Source organism: Achromobacter veterisilvae (genome assembly GCF_037619525.1).
GTDB lineage: Bacteria > Pseudomonadota > Gammaproteobacteria > Burkholderiales > Burkholderiaceae_B > Achromobacter > Achromobacter veterisilvae.
This window is the reverse complement of the sequence record NZ_CP148753.1, coordinates 4,383,273-4,398,994: the sequence shown is the minus strand read 5'-3', so window position 1 is coordinate 4,398,994 and position 15,722 is coordinate 4,383,273. Positions and strand designations below refer to the sequence as shown.

12 protein-coding genes are annotated in these 15,722 nt (G+C 67.8%); 7 read left to right on the top strand and 5 right to left on the bottom strand.

Going from position 1 to position 15,722, the window contains the following annotated elements; all coding sequences use genetic code 11:
• The first annotated feature begins 31 nt into the window (after positions 1 to 31).
• Both WHX56_RS20360 and WHX56_RS20355 read left to right on the top strand, forming a co-directional pair.
• Entirely contained in the window at positions 32 to 937 is a 906-nt protein-coding gene (locus WHX56_RS20360; protein ID WP_338878811.1) for a pirin family protein, read from the top strand.
• A gap of 28 nt (positions 938 to 965) precedes the next feature.
• Positions 966 to 1,910 carry a tripartite tricarboxylate transporter substrate binding protein gene (locus WHX56_RS20355; protein ID WP_338881812.1) on the top strand — a complete coding sequence of 315 codons (945 nt, stop codon included), beginning with the start codon at positions 966 to 968 and terminating at the stop codon, positions 1,908 to 1,910.
• 117 nt (positions 1,911 to 2,027) lie between these two features.
• Here WHX56_RS20355 and WHX56_RS20350 read toward each other — a convergent pair whose 3' ends face one another.
• The 3 genes from WHX56_RS20350 to WHX56_RS20340 all read right to left on the bottom strand — a co-directional run bounded on the left by WHX56_RS20350 (position 2,028) and on the right by WHX56_RS20340 (position 5,668).
• The gene (locus WHX56_RS20350) at positions 2,028 to 2,804 is read right to left on the bottom strand and encodes an ABC transporter ATP-binding protein (RefSeq protein ID WP_129240816.1); all 777 of its coding nucleotides are present in this window, start codon (positions 2,802 to 2,804) and stop codon (positions 2,028 to 2,030) included.
• A 2-nt stretch (positions 2,805 to 2,806) separates the two neighbouring features.
• Positions 2,807 to 4,477 carry an ABC transporter permease gene (locus WHX56_RS20345; RefSeq protein ID WP_287753791.1) on the bottom strand — a complete coding sequence of 557 codons (1,671 nt, stop codon included), beginning with the start codon at positions 4,475 to 4,477 and terminating at the stop codon, positions 2,807 to 2,809.
• A gap of 147 nt (positions 4,478 to 4,624) precedes the next feature.
• The gene (locus WHX56_RS20340; RefSeq protein WP_129240818.1) at positions 4,625 to 5,668 is read right to left on the bottom strand and encodes a Fe(3+) ABC transporter substrate-binding protein; all 1,044 of its coding nucleotides are present in this window, start codon (positions 5,666 to 5,668) and stop codon (positions 4,625 to 4,627) included.
• Positions 5,669 to 6,021: 353 nt separating this feature from the next.
• Between WHX56_RS20340 and WHX56_RS20335 the strand changes: the two genes are divergently transcribed.
• The 5 genes from WHX56_RS20335 (at position 6,022) to WHX56_RS20315 (ending at position 11,164) form a co-directional block, all read left to right on the top strand.
• A complete protein-coding gene (locus WHX56_RS20335) occupies positions 6,022 to 6,798 on the top strand; it encodes a ferredoxin--NADP reductase (protein WP_129240819.1) in 777 nt (258 codons plus the stop codon).
• 194 nt (positions 6,799 to 6,992) lie between these two features.
• Positions 6,993 to 7,379, top strand: a complete 387-nt coding sequence (locus tag WHX56_RS20330) for a Rid family detoxifying hydrolase (protein WP_129240820.1) — start codon at positions 6,993 to 6,995, stop codon at positions 7,377 to 7,379.
• A 40-nt stretch (positions 7,380 to 7,419) separates the two neighbouring features.
• The gene (gene recG / locus WHX56_RS20325) at positions 7,420 to 9,510 is read left to right on the top strand and encodes an ATP-dependent DNA helicase RecG (protein ID WP_338878810.1); all 2,091 of its coding nucleotides are present in this window, start codon (positions 7,420 to 7,422) and stop codon (positions 9,508 to 9,510) included.
• A gap of 80 nt (positions 9,511 to 9,590) precedes the next feature.
• A complete protein-coding gene (locus WHX56_RS20320; RefSeq protein WP_129240822.1) occupies positions 9,591 to 10,541 on the top strand; it encodes a LysR substrate-binding domain-containing protein in 951 nt (316 codons plus the stop codon).
• Positions 10,542 to 10,663: 122 nt separating this feature from the next.
• Entirely contained in the window at positions 10,664 to 11,164 is a 501-nt protein-coding gene (locus WHX56_RS20315) for a Dps family protein (RefSeq protein WP_129240823.1), read from the top strand.
• Between the two features lie 64 nt (positions 11,165 to 11,228).
• Here the strand turns inward: WHX56_RS20315 and WHX56_RS20310 are convergent, their stop codons facing one another.
• The gene (locus WHX56_RS20310) at positions 11,229 to 13,394 is read right to left on the bottom strand and encodes a capsular biosynthesis protein (RefSeq protein ID WP_338878809.1); all 2,166 of its coding nucleotides are present in this window, start codon (positions 13,392 to 13,394) and stop codon (positions 11,229 to 11,231) included.
• Between the two features lie 223 nt (positions 13,395 to 13,617).
• The gene (locus tag WHX56_RS20305) at positions 13,618 to 15,702 is read right to left on the bottom strand and encodes a glycosyltransferase (protein ID WP_338878808.1); all 2,085 of its coding nucleotides are present in this window, start codon (positions 15,700 to 15,702) and stop codon (positions 13,618 to 13,620) included.
• Positions 15,703 to 15,722: the final 20 nt, after the last annotated feature.

The following is a 15,722-nucleotide window of genomic DNA, read 5'->3' as shown; positions in this document are numbered from 1 at the left end:
CCTTTGGCCCCTACATCCGGAGAGTTTCATTATGTCCACCTTGTCCGAAGCCGGCGAAAGCCAGATTGAAACCGTCGTGGTGCCGCGCACGAGCGACCTGGGCGGCTTTTCCGTCCGGCGGGCCATCCCGTCGGCGCAGCGCCGCACCGTCGGGCCGTTCGTTTTTCTCGACCACATGGGCCCGGTCGAGTTCGCCCCGGGTTCCGGCATCGACGTGCGGCCGCACCCGCACATCGGCCTGTCCACCGTGACCTACCTGTACGAAGGGTCGATGGTGCACCGCGACGGCGCGGGCCACACGCAGACCATTCTGCCCGGCGAGGTCAACTGGATGACGGCGGGCAGGGGGATCGTGCATTCCGAGCGCTCGTCGCCGGAAAGCCGCCAGGCCGCGCAGCGCCTCTGTGGCCTGCAGATCTGGGTGGGCCTGCCCAAGACGCACGAGGAAACCGACCCGGGCTTCACGCACTACGGGCTGGACGTCCAGCCGGTCGTCGAAGGCGAGGGCGTGCGCGCGCAGGTGGTGGCCGGCACGCTCTTCGGCAAGACGTCCGGCGTGAAGACGCTGTCGCCGCTGTTCTATGGCGACATCCAATTGCAGGCGGGCGCGACGGTGGTCCTGCCGGCCGAGCACGAAGAGCGCGCGGCCTATCTGGCGCAGGGCAGCGTCGAGGTGGACGGGCAGAAATTCGAAAGCGGCCGCCTGATCGTGTTCGCGCCGGGCCGCCCCGTGCAGATCCGCGCCCGGACCGCGGCGCGCTTCGCGGTGCTGGGCGGCGAGCCGCTGGACGGGCCGCGCTTCATCTGGTGGAACTTCGTCTCCAGCAGCAAGGACCGCATCGAAACGGCGAAGCAGGACTGGCAGCGCAACCGCTTCGACCAGATCGTGCCGGGCGACGAAACCGAGTACATCCCGCTGCCCGAGCCGCGCGCCTAGCGCGCAACCGCAAGGCCCGCCGCGCGGCCTGGCCGCGCTGGCGCTGATCCACGGCGCCTCCTCGGCGCTCGCCGCCGGCTATCCGGCCAAGCCCATCACCTTCATCGTTCCCTACACCGCGGGCGGCACCACCGACCTGGTGGCGCGCACCGCCGGCCAGAAGGTGGCCGAGAAGCTCGGCCAGCCGGTCATCGTCGAGAATCGTCCGGGCGCGGGCGGCAATATCGGCATGGATGCCGTGGCCAAGGCCGCGCCCGACGGCTACACCATCGGCTTCGGCGCGATCTCCACGAACGCGCTGAACCCGTTCGTCTACCCGTCCATGCCCTTCGACCCCACCAAGGATTTCACCGGCGTCAGCATGCTGGGCGCGTCCACCGTGGTGCTGGAAACCGGGCCGGCCCTGAAGGTCGGCAGCGTCAAGGAACTGGTCGCGTACGCGAAGCAGCATCCGGGCACGTCGTTCGGCACGCCGGGCACCGGCACGTCCATGCATCTGGCCGGCGTGATGTTCGACCAGTTGACCGGCGCGGGCATGCAGCACATTCCGTACAAGGGCAGCGCGCAGGGCCTGAACGACCTGCTGGGCGGGCACCTGCCGGTGATGTTCGACAACCTGCCGGCGTCGCTGCCGCACATCAAGGCGGGCAAGGTGCATGCGCTGGCGGTCACGGGCAGCAAGCGCGCGCCGGCGCTGCCGGACGTTCCCACGCTGGCCGAACTGGGCTACGAGGCCGCGGTGGTGGACCCGTGGTTCGCGGTCTACGGCCCGGCGAAGATGTCGCCCGAGGCGACCAAGGCGCTGAGCGAAGCGTTCCAGTGGGCCCTGGCCCTGCCCGAGGTGAAGGACAAGCTGGAACAGGCCGGCTTCATGCCCTACGGGTCTTCGCCCGAGGAAGTGGAACGCCTGACCCAAAGCCAGCACGAGGCGTTCAAGGCCTTGTCGCAGAAGGTGAAGCTGGCGGCGGATTGAGCGGCTTATTGCGGGTGTCTGACACCCGGGTGGCGGCAGCCTTGGTCGAAGGCTGTCTCGTAGGGGTGTCAGACACTGGCACAGCTTCCCAGTGTCAGACACCCACTCCCGACAAGGCTACCGCCCGCGGGCGAAGGCCTGCTCGCGCCGCTCTTCGAGCGCCTCGCGCCGGATGAAGTCGCGCACGAAGGCGTCGGCGGGGTGGTGGTGCAGGTTATAGGGCGTGTCCCACTGCGCGATGCGCCCCTGGGACATGACGCCGATGCGGTCGGCGATGGCGAAGGCCTCGGCCTGGTTGTGCGTGACCAGGATGGCCGTGTGGCCCGTGGTCTTCAGGATGTCGCGGACTTCGAAGGCCAGCCGTTCGCGCGTATCCACGTCCAGGTTGGAGAACGGCTCGTCCAGCAGCAGCAGGTCGGGCGAGGGCGCCAGCGCGCGCGCCAGCGCCACGCGCTGCTGCTGGCCGCCGGAGATCTCGTGCGGATAGCTGTTGGCGGCATGCGCCAAGCCCACCAGTTCCAGCATTTCCTCGACGCGCCGGGCGCGGTCGGCGCGCGCCATTTTGCGCAGGCCGAAGGCCACGTTCTGCGCCACCGTCAGGTGGGGGAACAGCGCGTAGTCCTGGAACATCATGCCGACGCGGCGCAGCTCCGGGGCCACCTGCACGGTGGGCGAGGAAATGACCGTGCCGTCCAGCAGGATGCGGCCGGCGCGCACCGGCTCGAAGCCGGCGATGGCGCGCAGCACGGTGGTCTTGCCGCAGCCGGATTCCCCCAGCAGGCAGCCGATGTGCCCGACGGGCAGGCCCAGCGTCAGGTCCTGCACCACGGGCTTGAGGCCCTTGGGGGTGTCGTAGGCCAGGGAAAGGTGTTCGAGTTCTAACAGATCGGGCACGATCAATGTCCCATTTTCAGATTGGTCCGCGCCAGCAGGATGACGGGAAACAGGCCGGCCAGCACGATGGCCAGCGCCGCCACGGCGCCTTCCTCATACGTGCCGCGGGCGGCTTCCGCATAGAGCCAGGTGGCGAGGGTGTCGAAATTCATGGGCCGCAGCAGCAGCGTGGCGGGCAGTTCCTTCATCGCGTCCACGAACACCAGCAGCGCGCTGGCCGCCAGCGCCGGGCGCAGCAGCGGCAGGTGCACGCGGCGCAGCGTGCCCGCGGAGCTTTCGCCCAGCAGGCGCGACGCCTGTTCCAGCGAAGGCGGGATGCGCGCCAGGCCGGCTTCCAGCGCGCCGGTGGAAATCGCCAGGAAGCGGATGGCGTAGGCGCACACCAGCGCGCCCATCGAGCCCATCAGGAACAGGCCGCCGCCGCCGAACACCTTGGCGACCGCGTTGTCGATCCAGACGAACGGCGTCAGCAGCCCGATGGCCAGCACCGTGCCGGGCACCGCGTAGCCCAGGCTGGCGATGCGGGCGCAGGCGCGTCCGGGATTGAAGCCGGCGCTTTCGCGCAGGGTGCGTCCGGCCCAGGCCACGATGAGGCCGCACAGCAAGGTGACCACGGTGGCGCTGAACGCCACGATCAGCGTATTGCTCAAGCCTCCGATCAACTGGTCGGAGACGCCGCCCACCAGGTGCAGGCGCTTGTAGGTCTCGACGACGAGGTACAGCGCGGGCGCGGCAAAGCCCAGCAGCACGGGGATCCAGCCCAGCGCCGCCGCCACCGCCGCGGCCGGGCCGTGCAGGCGGCGCGGCTGCATGGGGCGCATGCGCTGCGTGTTGGCGTAGCGCTGGCGCTTGCGCCCGTGCCGCTCCAGCAGGATCAGCCCGATCACGATCGCCAGCATGGTGAGCGCGATCTGGGCCGCGCCGGCCAGGTCCGAGCGCGTGACCCAGGTGGTGTAGACCGAGACCGTCAGCGTCTGCACGCCCAGGAATTCGGAGGCGCCGATATCGTTCAGGGTTTCCAGCAGCGCCAGGCTGACGCCGACCACGATGGCGGGGCGGGCGAGCGGCAGGGCGACGCGGAAGAACACCGCGACGCGGCCCGCGCCCAGCGTCCGGGCGGCTTCGAGCAGGCTGGCGGCCTGCGTCATGAACATGACGCGGGTGCTCAGGTAGACATAGGGATACAGCACGAAGCCCAGCACGAAGATCGCGCCGTGGATGGAACGCAGGTCGGGCAGGCGGAACTGGCGCGGGCTGTCGTAGCCCAGCAGCGCGCGGATCGCCGTCTGTATCGGGCCGATGGGGTGCAGCAGGTCCAGGTAGGCGAACGCGATGATGTAGGTGGGCACCGCCAGCGGCAGCAGCAGCGCCCAGGTCAGGACGCGGCGGGTAGGGAAGTCGTAGGCCGTCACCAGCCACGCCGCGCCCGTGCCCAGCAGCGTGACCAGCACCCCGACGCCGGCCAGCAGCATGGCGGTGTTCGCCAGCGCCTGCGGCAGCACGTAGCTGGCGAGATGCTGCCAGTGGGCGAGTTCGCCGCCCAGCGCCCACCAGCCCAGCGTGAGGACGGGCGCCAATACGGCCAGCGCGATCAGGGCGGCGCCGGCCAGCCAGCCGGCCCCGCGTTCAGTCCAGCGCAAACGCAGCGGCCGGGGCAAGGAATCTGTGTGCATGCTTCAAAGTCGATGGCATCAATGGCAAGGCCTGCTCCCCCCGGAAAGAAGGGAGCAGGCCCTGCGCGCGGGCCGCAAAGCGGTCCGCGCGTCTGTCACTGCCGCAGGGAAGAGCCGCGCCGCGAGGCGTGGCCGCCCATGGGCTTATCAGTTGTCGAAACCGACCTTGTCCACCAGTTCGCTGGCTTGCTTGCGATACTTGGCGATCTCGGTCAGGGGCAGCGGGTCCACCTTCAGTTCGCCGAAGCTGGCGATCACGGGGTCCAGCTTCACGCCCTTGCGGACGGGGTATTCATAGTTGGCCTGCGCGTACAGGGCCTGGGCCGGTTCGGACACCAGGAAGTCCAGCAGCTTGATGGCGTTGGCCTTGTTGGGCGCGTGGGCGGCCACGGCGGCGCCGCTGACGTTCACGTGGGTGCCGCCGCTCTTGGCGTTGGCGAAGGTCGGGCGGATGACCTTGATGGCGTCGCCCCACTTGCGGGCGTCCGTGCCGGGTTCCGCGTTCTTCATCTGGCCCACGTAATAGGCGTTGGCCAGGCCGATGTCGCAGATGCCGCCCAGGATGTCGCGCGCCACGTCGCGGTCGCCGCCGGCGGCCTTGCGGGCCAGGTTGGCCTTGACGCCGCGCAGCCATTTTTCGGTGGCTTCGGCGCCGTCGTGCGCGATCATGGAGGCGACCAGGGCAGTGTTGTAGGGATGCTGGCCCGAACGGATGCAGACCTTGCCCTTCCACTTGGGATCGGCCAGGTCTTCGTAGCGGAAGCTCTCGAGCTTCAGGTCCTTTTCCACGTACAGCACGCGGTCGCGCAGCGACAGGGCGTACCACTTGCCGTCGGCGCCGCGCAGGTTGGCGGGAATGACCGATTCCAGGGCCTCGGACTTGACGGACTGGGTCACGCCGCCGTCGACCAGGTCCAGCAGGTTGCCGATGTCCACGGTCATCAGCACGTCGGCGGGCGACTTGGCGCCTTCGGCCTTGACGCGCTCCAGCAGGCCGTCCTTGACGAACACGGTGTTGACCTTGATGCCGCTTTCCTTGGCGAAGGCGTCCAGCAGGGGCTGGATCAGCTTGGGCTCGCGGGTGGTGTACAGGCTGACTTCCTCGGCGGCGTTGGCCTGCACGGCGAAGGCGGCGGCGCCGGCCAGCGCCAGGGCGCGTAGCAGCGAATTCAATTGGGGACGCTTGGTCATGGCGAAGTGCTCCGGCTAGGGCTACAGCGGGAAGCGCCGGGTGGCGGCTGTTCCGCTGCTCGAAAAGCGGTCTGCTAACGAAAATGATTATCAACTGAGAACGGCACAATAACAGGAAGCTTTGCAGCGTTCAACTATTCGTAAGCGTACGGCGCGGACGCTTGATCCCCATCAATACGGCATAAGGGTATTACGGAATAATGAGAGCAGTTATCATCAAGACCCTGTAGAATAGGGTCAACCCTAATGCCGCCCGCGCCTTTTCTGCGGTGCGGAACGACCTCGCGATGCGAGGCCGGGCCCGCCTGGAAACCAGACCCGCCCGACTTTGTCTCGCCCTTACTTCATACGACATGGCTGCTTTCAACACTGAGCGCGTATTGAGCGTGCACCACTGGAACGACACCCTGTTTTCCTTTACCACCACGCGTGACGCGGCCTTGCGGTTCCACAACGGCCACTTCGTGATGATCGGCCTGGAAGTCGAAGGCAAGCCCCTGCTGCGGGCCTACAGCATCGCCAGCGCGAACTACGAAGAGAATCTCGAATTCCTCAGCATCAAGGTGCAGAACGGCCCGCTCACGTCGCGCCTGCAGCACCTGAAAGAGGGCGACACCATCCTGGTCAGCCGCAAGCCGGTGGGCACGCTGGTCGTGGACGACCTGCGGCCCGGCAAGCACCTGTTCCTGTTCGGCACGGGCACCGGCCTTGCGCCGTTCATGAGCATCATCAAGGACCCGGACGTCTACGAACGCTTCGAAAAGGTCATCCTGGTGCACGGCGTGCGCTGGGTCAGCGAACTGGCCTATGCCGACTTCATCGAAAAGGAACTGCCGAACAACGAGTTCTTCGGCGACGTGGTCCGCGAGAAGCTGGTGTACTACCCGACGGTCACGCGCGAACCCTTCCGCAACCAGGGCCGCATCACGGAACTGATGGAAAACGGCAAGCTGTGCGCCGACATCGGCATTCCCCAGATCAACCCCGAGACCGACCGCGCCATGATCTGCGGCAGCCCGCATATGCTGGCCGACATCAGCGCCATGCTGGACAAGCGCGGCTTCACCGTGTCGCCGGGCGTCGGGCAGCCGGGCGACTACGTCGTGGAACGGGCGTTCGTCGACAAATAAGGCGCTGCGTTTCCGCGCAGAAGAATCCACCGCGGGTGCGCGGTGGATTTTTTTTTTGCGCGTGCCGGGGCATTCGATGCCCGGGCGCGCTTTTCCGCATCCGCCCTACGGCATCCCGCCCCTTTCGCAAATGTCTATTGCTGTTTAAACTTCGATAGTTGTAGCTTCTATCCGTCATCTGAAGGATTCCGCCCATGAGCAAGCAAATCATCCATACCGACGCCGCGCCCGCCGCGGTCGGCCCTTACTCGCAAGCGGTTGCCGTAAGCGGCACCAAGACTGTCTACCTTTCGGGCCAGATCGGCCTGGAACCGGGCACCGGCGACCTGGTTTCCGAGAACTTCGACGCCCAGGTGCGCCAGGCGTTCGCCAACATGCAGGAAGTCATCGCCGCCGCGGGCGGCACGCTGGACAACGTGGTCAAGCTGACGCTGTTCCTGACCGACCTGGGCAAGTTCACGGCCGCCAACGCGATCATGGCCGAGATCATTCCCCAGCCGTTCCCGGCGCGCTCCACCATCGGCGTGGCCAGCCTGCCCAAGGGCGCGCAGTTCGAGGTCGAGGCCATCCTGGTCCTCTAGGGCGCGCCCGGGACGTTTCGAACAAGGGGCTCGTTCCTTCATGCCGGCCGCGGCCGCGGCTTCCAAGCGACCCGGCGCCGACCCCAAAGGCGCCGGCAAGTCCATGACGGATACGGAGCGCAAGCTCCGTAACCTGGGCTTGGTGCTGCCCGAGGATTTCGTGCTGCACCTGCCGCTGCGCTACGAAGACGAAACCCGCGTCGTCCCCATCGCCGCGCTGCGGCCGGGCTTCCCGGCCCAGGTCGAAGGCGAGATCACCAAATCCGAGGTGCTGTACCGGCCTCGGCGCCAGCTCACCGCCACCCTGGCGGACGACAGCGGCGAACTCCATTTGCGCTGGCTGAATTTCTACCCCAGCCAGCAGAAGCAGGTCAGCGTGGGCAAGCGCCTGCGGGCGCGCGGCGAGGTCCGCGGCGGCCTCTTCGGCCGCGAAATGGTCCATCCCCGCATGACGAACGCGGACGCTCCGCTGCCCACCGCGCTGACGCCCGTCTATCCCAGCACCGAAGGGCTGCCGCAACTGACCCTGCGCCGCGCCATCGCGCAGGCGCTAGACCGCGCCGACCTCTCCGACACCTTGCCCGACGAGGCGCGCGCCCGCTACGATCTGCCGCCTTTCGAGCCGGCCATCCGCGCCCTGCATACGCCGGCGCAGGGCGAATCCGAAGCGGCCCTGCTGGACCGCGTGCATCCGGCGTGGCGGCGCATCAAATTCGACGAGCTGCTGGCGCAGCAACTGTCGCTGGCGGCGGCCCGGGCGGCGCGGCGCATCAAGGAAGCCGAACCGCTGCCGGCGCGCGCCGAATCCGGCGGCCTGGTCGCCCGGCTGTATGAAGCCCTGCCGTTCAAGTTGACCGGCGCGCAGCAGAGAGTGGTCGAAGAGATATCCGCCGACCTGGCCAAGCCGTACCCCATGCATCGCCTGTTGCAGGGCGACGTGGGCAGCGGCAAGACCGTGGTGGCGGCCATCGCCGCGGCGCAGGCCATCGCCGGCGGCGCGCAGGTCGCGCTGATGGCGCCCACCGAAATCCTGGCCGAGCAGCACTTCCGCAAGCTGGTGTCGTGGCTCCAGCCGCTGGGCGTGAACGTGACCTGGCTGAGCGGCAGCCTCACCGCCAAGGCGCGCCGCGCGGCCGCTGCCGCCGCCGCCGACGGCAGCGTGCAACTGGTCGTGGGCACGCAGGCGCTGATCCAGGACCACGTCGAATTCCACCGCCTGGGCCTGTCCATCGTCGACGAGCAGCACCGCTTCGGCGTCGGGCAGCGCCTGGCGCTCACCCGCAAGGGCGAAACCGTGCGCGGCCGCATCGTGCCGCACCAGCTCAACATGAGCGCCACGCCGATTCCCCGCACCCTGGCCATGACCTTTTTCGCCGACCTGGACGTGTCCGTCATCGACGAACTGCCGCCGGGACGCACGCCGGTCCTGACCAAGCTGGTCTCGGACGCGCGGCGCGAAGAAGTCATCGCCCACATCGCGCAGGCCGCGCGCGGCGGGCAGCAGGCCTACTGGGTCTGTCCGCTGGTCGAGGAAAGCGAGGCCCTTGAACTCCAGACGGCGGTGGACACCTACGAGGGCATGCGGGTGGACTTGCCGGACCTGCGCATCGGACTGGTGCACGGCCGGCTGCCGCAGGCCGAAAAGGCCGCCGTGATGCAGGCGTTCCGCGACGGCGAAGTGGACCTGCTGGTAGCCACCACCGTCATCGAAGTCGGCGTCGACGTGCCGAACGCCTCGCTCATGGTGATCGAGCACGCCGAGCGCTTCGGCCTGGCCCAGTTGCACCAATTGCGCGGGCGGGTGGGGCGGGGCACCGCCGAATCGGTCTGCGTGCTGCTGTACCAGACGCCGCTGTCGCAGGTCGCCCGCGAACGCCTGCGGGCCATGTTCGAAACGTCGGACGGCTTCGAGATCGCCCGGCGGGACCTGGAACAGCGCGGCCCGGGAGAATTCCTGGGCACGCGCCAGTCCGGCATGGCGCTCCTGCGTTTCGCCGACCTGGAAACCGACGCCGCCATCGCGGAGGACGCGCGCGACGCCGCCGTCTGGCTGCGCGCCGAACATCCGGCGGCCGTCGAAGCCCACCTGGCGCGCTGGATGCGCGGGCGCGAGGATTTCCTGCGCACATGAACCCGCCGCCAGCCATGAACCTTCATCTATCGAGCGCCGGCGATGCCGCCGGCGCGCAACCCCCGGGGGCGTAGTCCACCATGACTCTCACCGAACTCAAGTACATCGTCGCGGTAGCGCGGGAACGGCATTTCGGCCGGGCGGCCGAGGCCTGTTTCGTCAGCCAGCCCACGCTCTCCGTCGCGATACGCAAGCTGGAAGACGAACTGGGCGTGACGCTGTTCGAGCGGGGCGGCGCCGAGGTGGGCGTCACCCCCATCGGCCAGCGCATCGTCGCGCAGGCGCAGAAGGTGCTGGAGGAAAGCGCCAGCATCAAGGAAATCGCGCGGCAGGGGCACGATCCGCTGGCCGGGCCCCTGCGCGTCGGCGTGATCCACACCATCGGCCCCTACCTGCTGCCACGCCTGGTGCCGGTGCAGATCGGGCGCACGCCGCAGATGCCCCTGCTGCTGCAGGAGAACTTCACCGTCCGCCTGGTCGAACTGCTGCGCCAGGGCGAGATCGACTGCGCCATCATGGCCTTGCCGCTGCCCGAGGCCGGCCTGGTCATGCAGCCGCTGTACGACGAACCCTTCGTCGTGGCCGTGCCCAACGACCACGAACTCGCGCGCCGCAAAGCGATCGACGCGCAGGACCTGAAGCAGCAGACCATGCTGCTGCTGGGCAGCGGCCATTGCTTCCGCGACCAGGTGCTGGAAGTCTGTCCCGAACTGTCGCGCTTCTCGGCCGCCAGCGACGGCATCCAGCGCACCTTCGAGGGGTCCTCGCTCGAAACTATCCGCCACATGGTCGCGGCCGGCATCGGCGTCACCGTCTTGCCCGTGACCGCGGTGCCCGAACATCCGCCCGCCAACAGTCTGCTGCACTACCTGCCGTTCGAGGGCCACGTGCCGGAACGCCGCGTGGTCCTGGCCTGGCGCCGCAGTTTCCCGCGCCTGGCGGCCATCGAGGCGCTGGCGCAGGCGGTCTACGCGTGCGAGCTGCCCGGCGTAAAGATGCTGACGGACGAAGTGGCGGCGGTGCAGGACTGATACCGACATTTGAGCGCCGTCAACAACCCGCGCCCTTGTTGACGCGAACCTGGGGCGGCGCCTCAATTCCCCAAGTCCGCAGTGGTATCCTTGTTTTGCACTTTCATCCATAGGAGCTAGCAATGGCCAAGTCCACCAAGAAGACCTCAAGCGTTCCGCGCATCAATATCGGTATCTCGGACAAGGACCGCGCCGCCGTCGCGGGCGAATTGTCCAAGCTGCTGGCCGACTCGTACACGCTGTACCTGATGACGCACAACTTCCACTGGAACGTCACGGGGCCCATGTTCAACACCCTGCACCTGATGTTCATGACGCAGTACACGGAAGAGTGGAACGCGCTGGACAGCATCGCGGAACGCATCCGCGCCCTGGGCCACTACGCGCCCGGCACCTATCGCGAATTCGGCAAGCTGTCGTCGATCTCCGAGCCGGAGTCGGTGCCGGAAGCCCTGGAAATGGTGCGCTTGCTGGTGACCGCGAACGAATCCGTCGCCAAGACCGCGCGCGCCGCCTTCGAAAAGGCCGATGCCGCCAACGACCAGCCCACGGCCGACCTGCTGACCCAGCGCCTGGATGTGCACGAAAAGAACGCCTGGATGCTGCGCAGCCTGCTGCAATGACCGCCGCTCTGGCAGCATGAAAAAAACCGGAACCTCGCGGTTCCGGTTTTTTTTTCGTCCCCGATCAGGCCGGGTTGCTCTGCAGGAAACGGTCCAGGATGCGGCGGCTTTCCGCGACGTTGCCGTTCTTCAGGTTGTGCATGGCCAGCTCGATATTGGCCTCGCGGTCCATCGGCGAGGTCTGGATCACGCGCTGGGCGCTGGCGATGACGTCGTCGGCGTTGGTGGAGTTCGAGCGGCGCGCCAGGAATTCGCGCTTGTGCGCATCCGCAAGCGAACGCTGCAGCGAGATCAGCCCCTGATACGACGGATCGATCGACTGGATGCCGTTGAGGGCGTCCTCGGCGTCCCGCAGGCGCTCTTCCGTCAGGCATTTGCGGAAGCTGCGGGCCAGCGCGCGCAGGCACTTGTCGATATGGTCGTGCGCGGTGTTCAGGTCCATGGCGCCGCTTTGCGACAACTGCGCATAGACGCGCGCGGCGGCCTGGTGGGCGCCTAGCTGCGACAGTTTCACCGCGGCCAGCGCGACGGTCTCGCGTTCGGCCGGTAGCGCGGAGCCGGCAAGGCGCTGCCAGCATTCGATGGCGGCGCGCGCGTGCCCCTGCGCCTGGAGCTGCTTCGCGGCGCGCTGGACATAGCGCGGGTCCACGGGGGCGAGGTGGGCCAGGCGGCCCAGCAGCGCCACGGTCTCGGTGCTGTTCTGGTATTCCGGATAGGTTTCATAGGCTTTCAGCAGGCGCCGGTAAGCCTGGTTGATCTGGTCGTCCTGGTCTTCCTGGGTGTCCTGCGGCAGCGACTGCAGCGCATAGAACGCGCTGAGCGTGGGCAGCAGGGCGCCGACCCGGCCCGTGCGCTTGACTTCGCGCGTGGCGCGCTTGAGGACCGCGGCGCGCGCCGAGTCCAGGCCGGCCTGATCCACGCCCGGCGTGCTGGCGAGCGCATTCACCATGTTGGCGGCGTCGGCCAGCGGGGTATGCGCCCGCGAGGCGAAGCGCAGGGCGCGCACGGCGTCGCCGGCCGCGTACTTGCGGAAGGCCTGCTCGGCCTGCGAATTCTGGCCCAGCTTGGAATGGATGCGGCCCAGCAGCAGGGCGGTCTTTTCGTCGCTTTCCTTGCCCAGCGATTCGGCGGCCCAATCGCGGGCTTTGTCGTACTCGCCGACTTCCATCGCGCCTTCGGCGGCCTGGCGCAGGATGTAGGCGCTGCGGTTGCTGTCGATGGACAGGGCGATGGACCAGGCGTCCAGGATATCGTCGGTCTGGTCCAGCGCGGTCACGGCGCGGGCGCGCAGCACATAGGCGGTGGGGCTGCCGTTCTTGAGTTCGATGGCGCGGTTGGTCAGCAGCAGGGCGTTGTCCCACTCGAGTTCGCGGGCCGAAGCCTTGGCGCGCTCGATGCATTGCTTCCAGTCCAGCGGCTCGGTGGACGCGACCGGGTTCTGGTCGGCGGTGCCGAGCAGTTTTTCGCAGATGGCGCGGCCCACCAGCTTGGCGAAGGCCGGCGTGTAGTGCGCCGTGTCGCGGCCTTCGTCGGGCATGCCGCGGCTTTGGCCGAAATGCGCCAGCAGCGCGCCGGGCTCGATCACGGGGATGCCCAGGGTGCTTGCGGCCAGCTTGACGGTCTCGACCATCTGGGCGCGGTCGGCGATGGGCTGGCCCTCGGCGTTGATCGCGTTGCAGTGGGTCACGAGCACGAACGTGCCGCCCAGCAGTTGCTGGATCGTTTTCAGGTCGTCCAGGATCTCCTGCGCGTTCTGCACGTGCATGACCGTGTGGGTCAGGGCGTGCTGCACGTGTTCGGGCACGTGGGAGAAGCTGGGCGCTTCCTGCAGGGCCGCCCGGCGCTTGGCCAGCGCGTCGCGCGAGGCATGGTCGAAGAAAACCTTCAGGAGTTCGGGGCAGAAGTTCAGCGCTTCCTTGAAGCGCACCAGTTGCAGGTACTTCCCGTCCAGCTCCAGCACCTTGGTCGAACTGATTTCGACCACGTAGCGCGAATCGGCGGGCTGGGGGCTGGCGGGATTGGACTCGCGCAGCGGCTCGCTGGAAATGAAGGGCCAGGCGCCTTCCGGCAGCGAAGTTTCGCCGCGCATGTAGCGGATGGCCTGGATGGTTTCCTTGGTGTTGTGCGTGAAACCGTAAAGAAGGCGATTATCCAGAACGAAGTTCCGCTGCGCCTGGAGTTTGGTCATGGGGCCTGCCACACGGCAGGATCCGATCGTTGAGATAATCATTGTCCGATACTCCTTCGTTACATCAGAGCGAAAATATATAGGAAGAAATTGCCTTCCCGGCTGCGGGGAGTGAGTATGAGTAACTGTTTTCCCGGCTTCAGGGGGAAAATACGGCCGCCGCGGAGCGGGCAGAAACAATATAAAAAGAACTGCTGCAAATGAAATCCGGGAATAATCAATTCCCATCAGGTTATTTAGAACCCGATATCTGTTGCGGCGTTATTCAGGATATTTTCATATGCAGGAGACGCGGCTCGGCGCGCACGCCGGAATGCGTGGCGGGCTGGGGTTTGGCGGCCTGCATGAGGAAATCGTCCAGGGCCTGCTCCAGGGGCGGATATTCATGCGCGAGGCGTTCCCGGGCGCGTTTCCCCATGGCGCGCACCGCTTCCTGGTCCTCCAGGGCGTCCAGCAGGGCATGCGCGATTTCGGCGGGAGGGCGTGAATAATCGACATGCAGGCCGCCGCGCCCGGGCTCGACGAGATCGGTATATGCGGGATTAAGGCCGACCGCCGGGCAGATGCCTTGGGCCATGCTTTCCAGCAGGCTGGCCGTCGGCGGCAGCGCCGCGATTTCGGCCCGCGTCGGAATGAAAGGAAACAGCGCCAGCTCCACGCGGGCCAGCAATTGCTCGCGCGAAGGCAGGTCGCCGATTTCGGGCAGGAAAACCAATTGGTCGTCGTGCAGGCCGATGGAGACGGCGTGGCGGTGCATGAGCGCGGTGGATTTCGAATCGCTCAGCACCAGCAGCGCGGTATCCGGGCGGCGCAAGGCGATCTCCGCATAAATGTCGATGACCGCGCGCGCCACTATCGGATCGGGATGATCGTCGGTCATGGCCAGCACGCGCTTGCCTTGCAGCGCGGCCAGCGCGGCTTCGATCTCGGGCGCGGCGGCCTTGCGCGCCTTTGCCGGCGGCAAGGGCAGGGGGGGAAGGATGGTGGCTTCCTGGGTCCCGCCCAGCAACTGCTGGGCGGCATCGTGCATCGCGCGCGAACCGAGGGCGACCAGGTCGGCGTCGACGAGCGCCTCCGAGACCAGCTTGAGTTCCAGCCGCCCGCGTTCCGACAGTTTGTGGTTGGCGGTGGCCTTCTGGAAGTAGTCGAGGCCGAGGAGGACCAGGCCGTAGGGCACGCGCAGGGTCTGCGCGGCGGTGCTGGCGGCGATGGCGCAGCGCAGGCTGTTCCAGGCCAGCACGGCCCGCGGCGGCTGGCCGACCGTCGCCGCCAGCACGGCCTCGGACAGCGCGCCGGCGGCGTCCTCGATGGCTTGCGTGCGCCCGGGCTCGGCGTGCACGGCCTTGTAGACCACGCCGTCGAGCACGATATCGGTCTGCGGCAATTCCGCGCGCAGGTTCGCGTCCGCCCGCGCCGCGTCGTCCGTGGCCAGGCTGATCACGCACACGGCGCCGTAGCGCCGATGCAGCAGCGCCGCGTGGCGGTGCAGGGCGTTGCTGGCGGCATTGCGGCCGTGCAGCAGCGACACGGGCGAAACGATCACGATGGGGCCGGCCGCGTTGAAATCGAACGCCTGCGGAGGCCGCGGCGCGCGGCGCCTGGCGCGGCACATCAGTTCGTGCGCGTTGCGCACCCGCCGGGCGCGGTGCTGCTCGGCCGTGCTGAATTCCACGCCGGTATCCTGGGCGCGCGCGAGCAGCCTGGCCGGCGCGGTCACCAGGCCGGCGTCGTAGAGGCTGAAAGCCAGTTGCCGGACGTGCGGGGCGGCCGGCTCCAGGGTCAGGAGCTGCTCGGCGATCTGTTCGGAGATATGCGGGTAGCTGCTGCGGGCCCATTTGGCGACTTCGCAGAAGACCTTGACCTTGGTCTGCGCCGGCCACGGCTGCTTCGAGATCCACAGAATGACCTCGGCGTCCCGGACGCGGCGCGCATAGTCCAGCGCTTCCTTGATGGCGCTGGACGTTTCCGCGGGCAGCACGGCCGGCGCCTGGCGCTTGGCCGGCGGCGCGTGGCGCCGCTCGCGCTTGTGGGCGCCGGACAGCTTGTACAGCCGCAGGGGCAGCATGACGTAATCGGCAAGGCTGCGGGCGCGCGTCACTTCCTGGCCGAAGCGCCAGGTCAGTGTGCGCTCTTGCCGGGCCAGTTGCTGGTTCGATTCGCGCAGCAGGGCCTTGACGCCGGCCAGGTCCTTTTCGGCCTGGAGCCGCGCCGCGCGCTCCTGTTCGAGGCGCGCGTACATCAGTTCATTCTCCTGCGCGAGCTGGCGCGTCCGGTCTGGCTGCGCGGGCGCCCGCCGCGCGGCGGCGTCGGCGGTGGGGGCGGGGTTCGCGATGGCGGTGCTGGGAGGCATGAGTCTTCTGAAAGGTGTGT

What these genes read in the sequence shown, in the direction of transcription:
- WHX56_RS20330 (WP_129240820.1), top strand. Translation starts at nt 6,993, where the DNA reads ATGAGCAAGCAAATCATCCATACCGACGCCGCGCCCGCCGCGGTCGGC.
- WHX56_RS20315 (WP_129240823.1), top strand. Translation starts at nt 10,664, where the DNA reads ATGGCCAAGTCCACCAAGAAGACCTCAAGCGTTCCGCGCATCAATATC.
- WHX56_RS20335 (WP_129240819.1), top strand. Translation starts at nt 6,022, where the DNA reads ATGGCTGCTTTCAACACTGAGCGCGTATTGAGCGTGCACCACTGGAAC.
- WHX56_RS20340 (WP_129240818.1), bottom strand. Translation starts at nt 5,668, where the DNA reads ATGACCAAGCGTCCCCAATTGAATTCGCTGCTACGCGCCCTGGCGCTG.
- WHX56_RS20320 (WP_129240822.1), top strand. Translation starts at nt 9,591, where the DNA reads ATGACTCTCACCGAACTCAAGTACATCGTCGCGGTAGCGCGGGAACGG.
- WHX56_RS20345 (WP_287753791.1), bottom strand. Translation starts at nt 4,477, where the DNA reads ATGCACACAGATTCCTTGCCCCGGCCGCTGCGTTTGCGCTGGACTGAA.
- recG (WP_338878810.1), top strand. Translation starts at nt 7,420, where the DNA reads ATGCCGGCCGCGGCCGCGGCTTCCAAGCGACCCGGCGCCGACCCCAAA.
- WHX56_RS20360 (WP_338878811.1), top strand. Translation starts at nt 32, where the DNA reads ATGTCCACCTTGTCCGAAGCCGGCGAAAGCCAGATTGAAACCGTCGTG.
- WHX56_RS20310 (WP_338878809.1), bottom strand. Translation starts at nt 13,394, where the DNA reads ATGATTATCTCAACGATCGGATCCTGCCGTGTGGCAGGCCCCATGACC.
- WHX56_RS20305 (WP_338878808.1), bottom strand. Translation starts at nt 15,702, where the DNA reads ATGCCTCCCAGCACCGCCATCGCGAACCCCGCCCCCACCGCCGACGCC.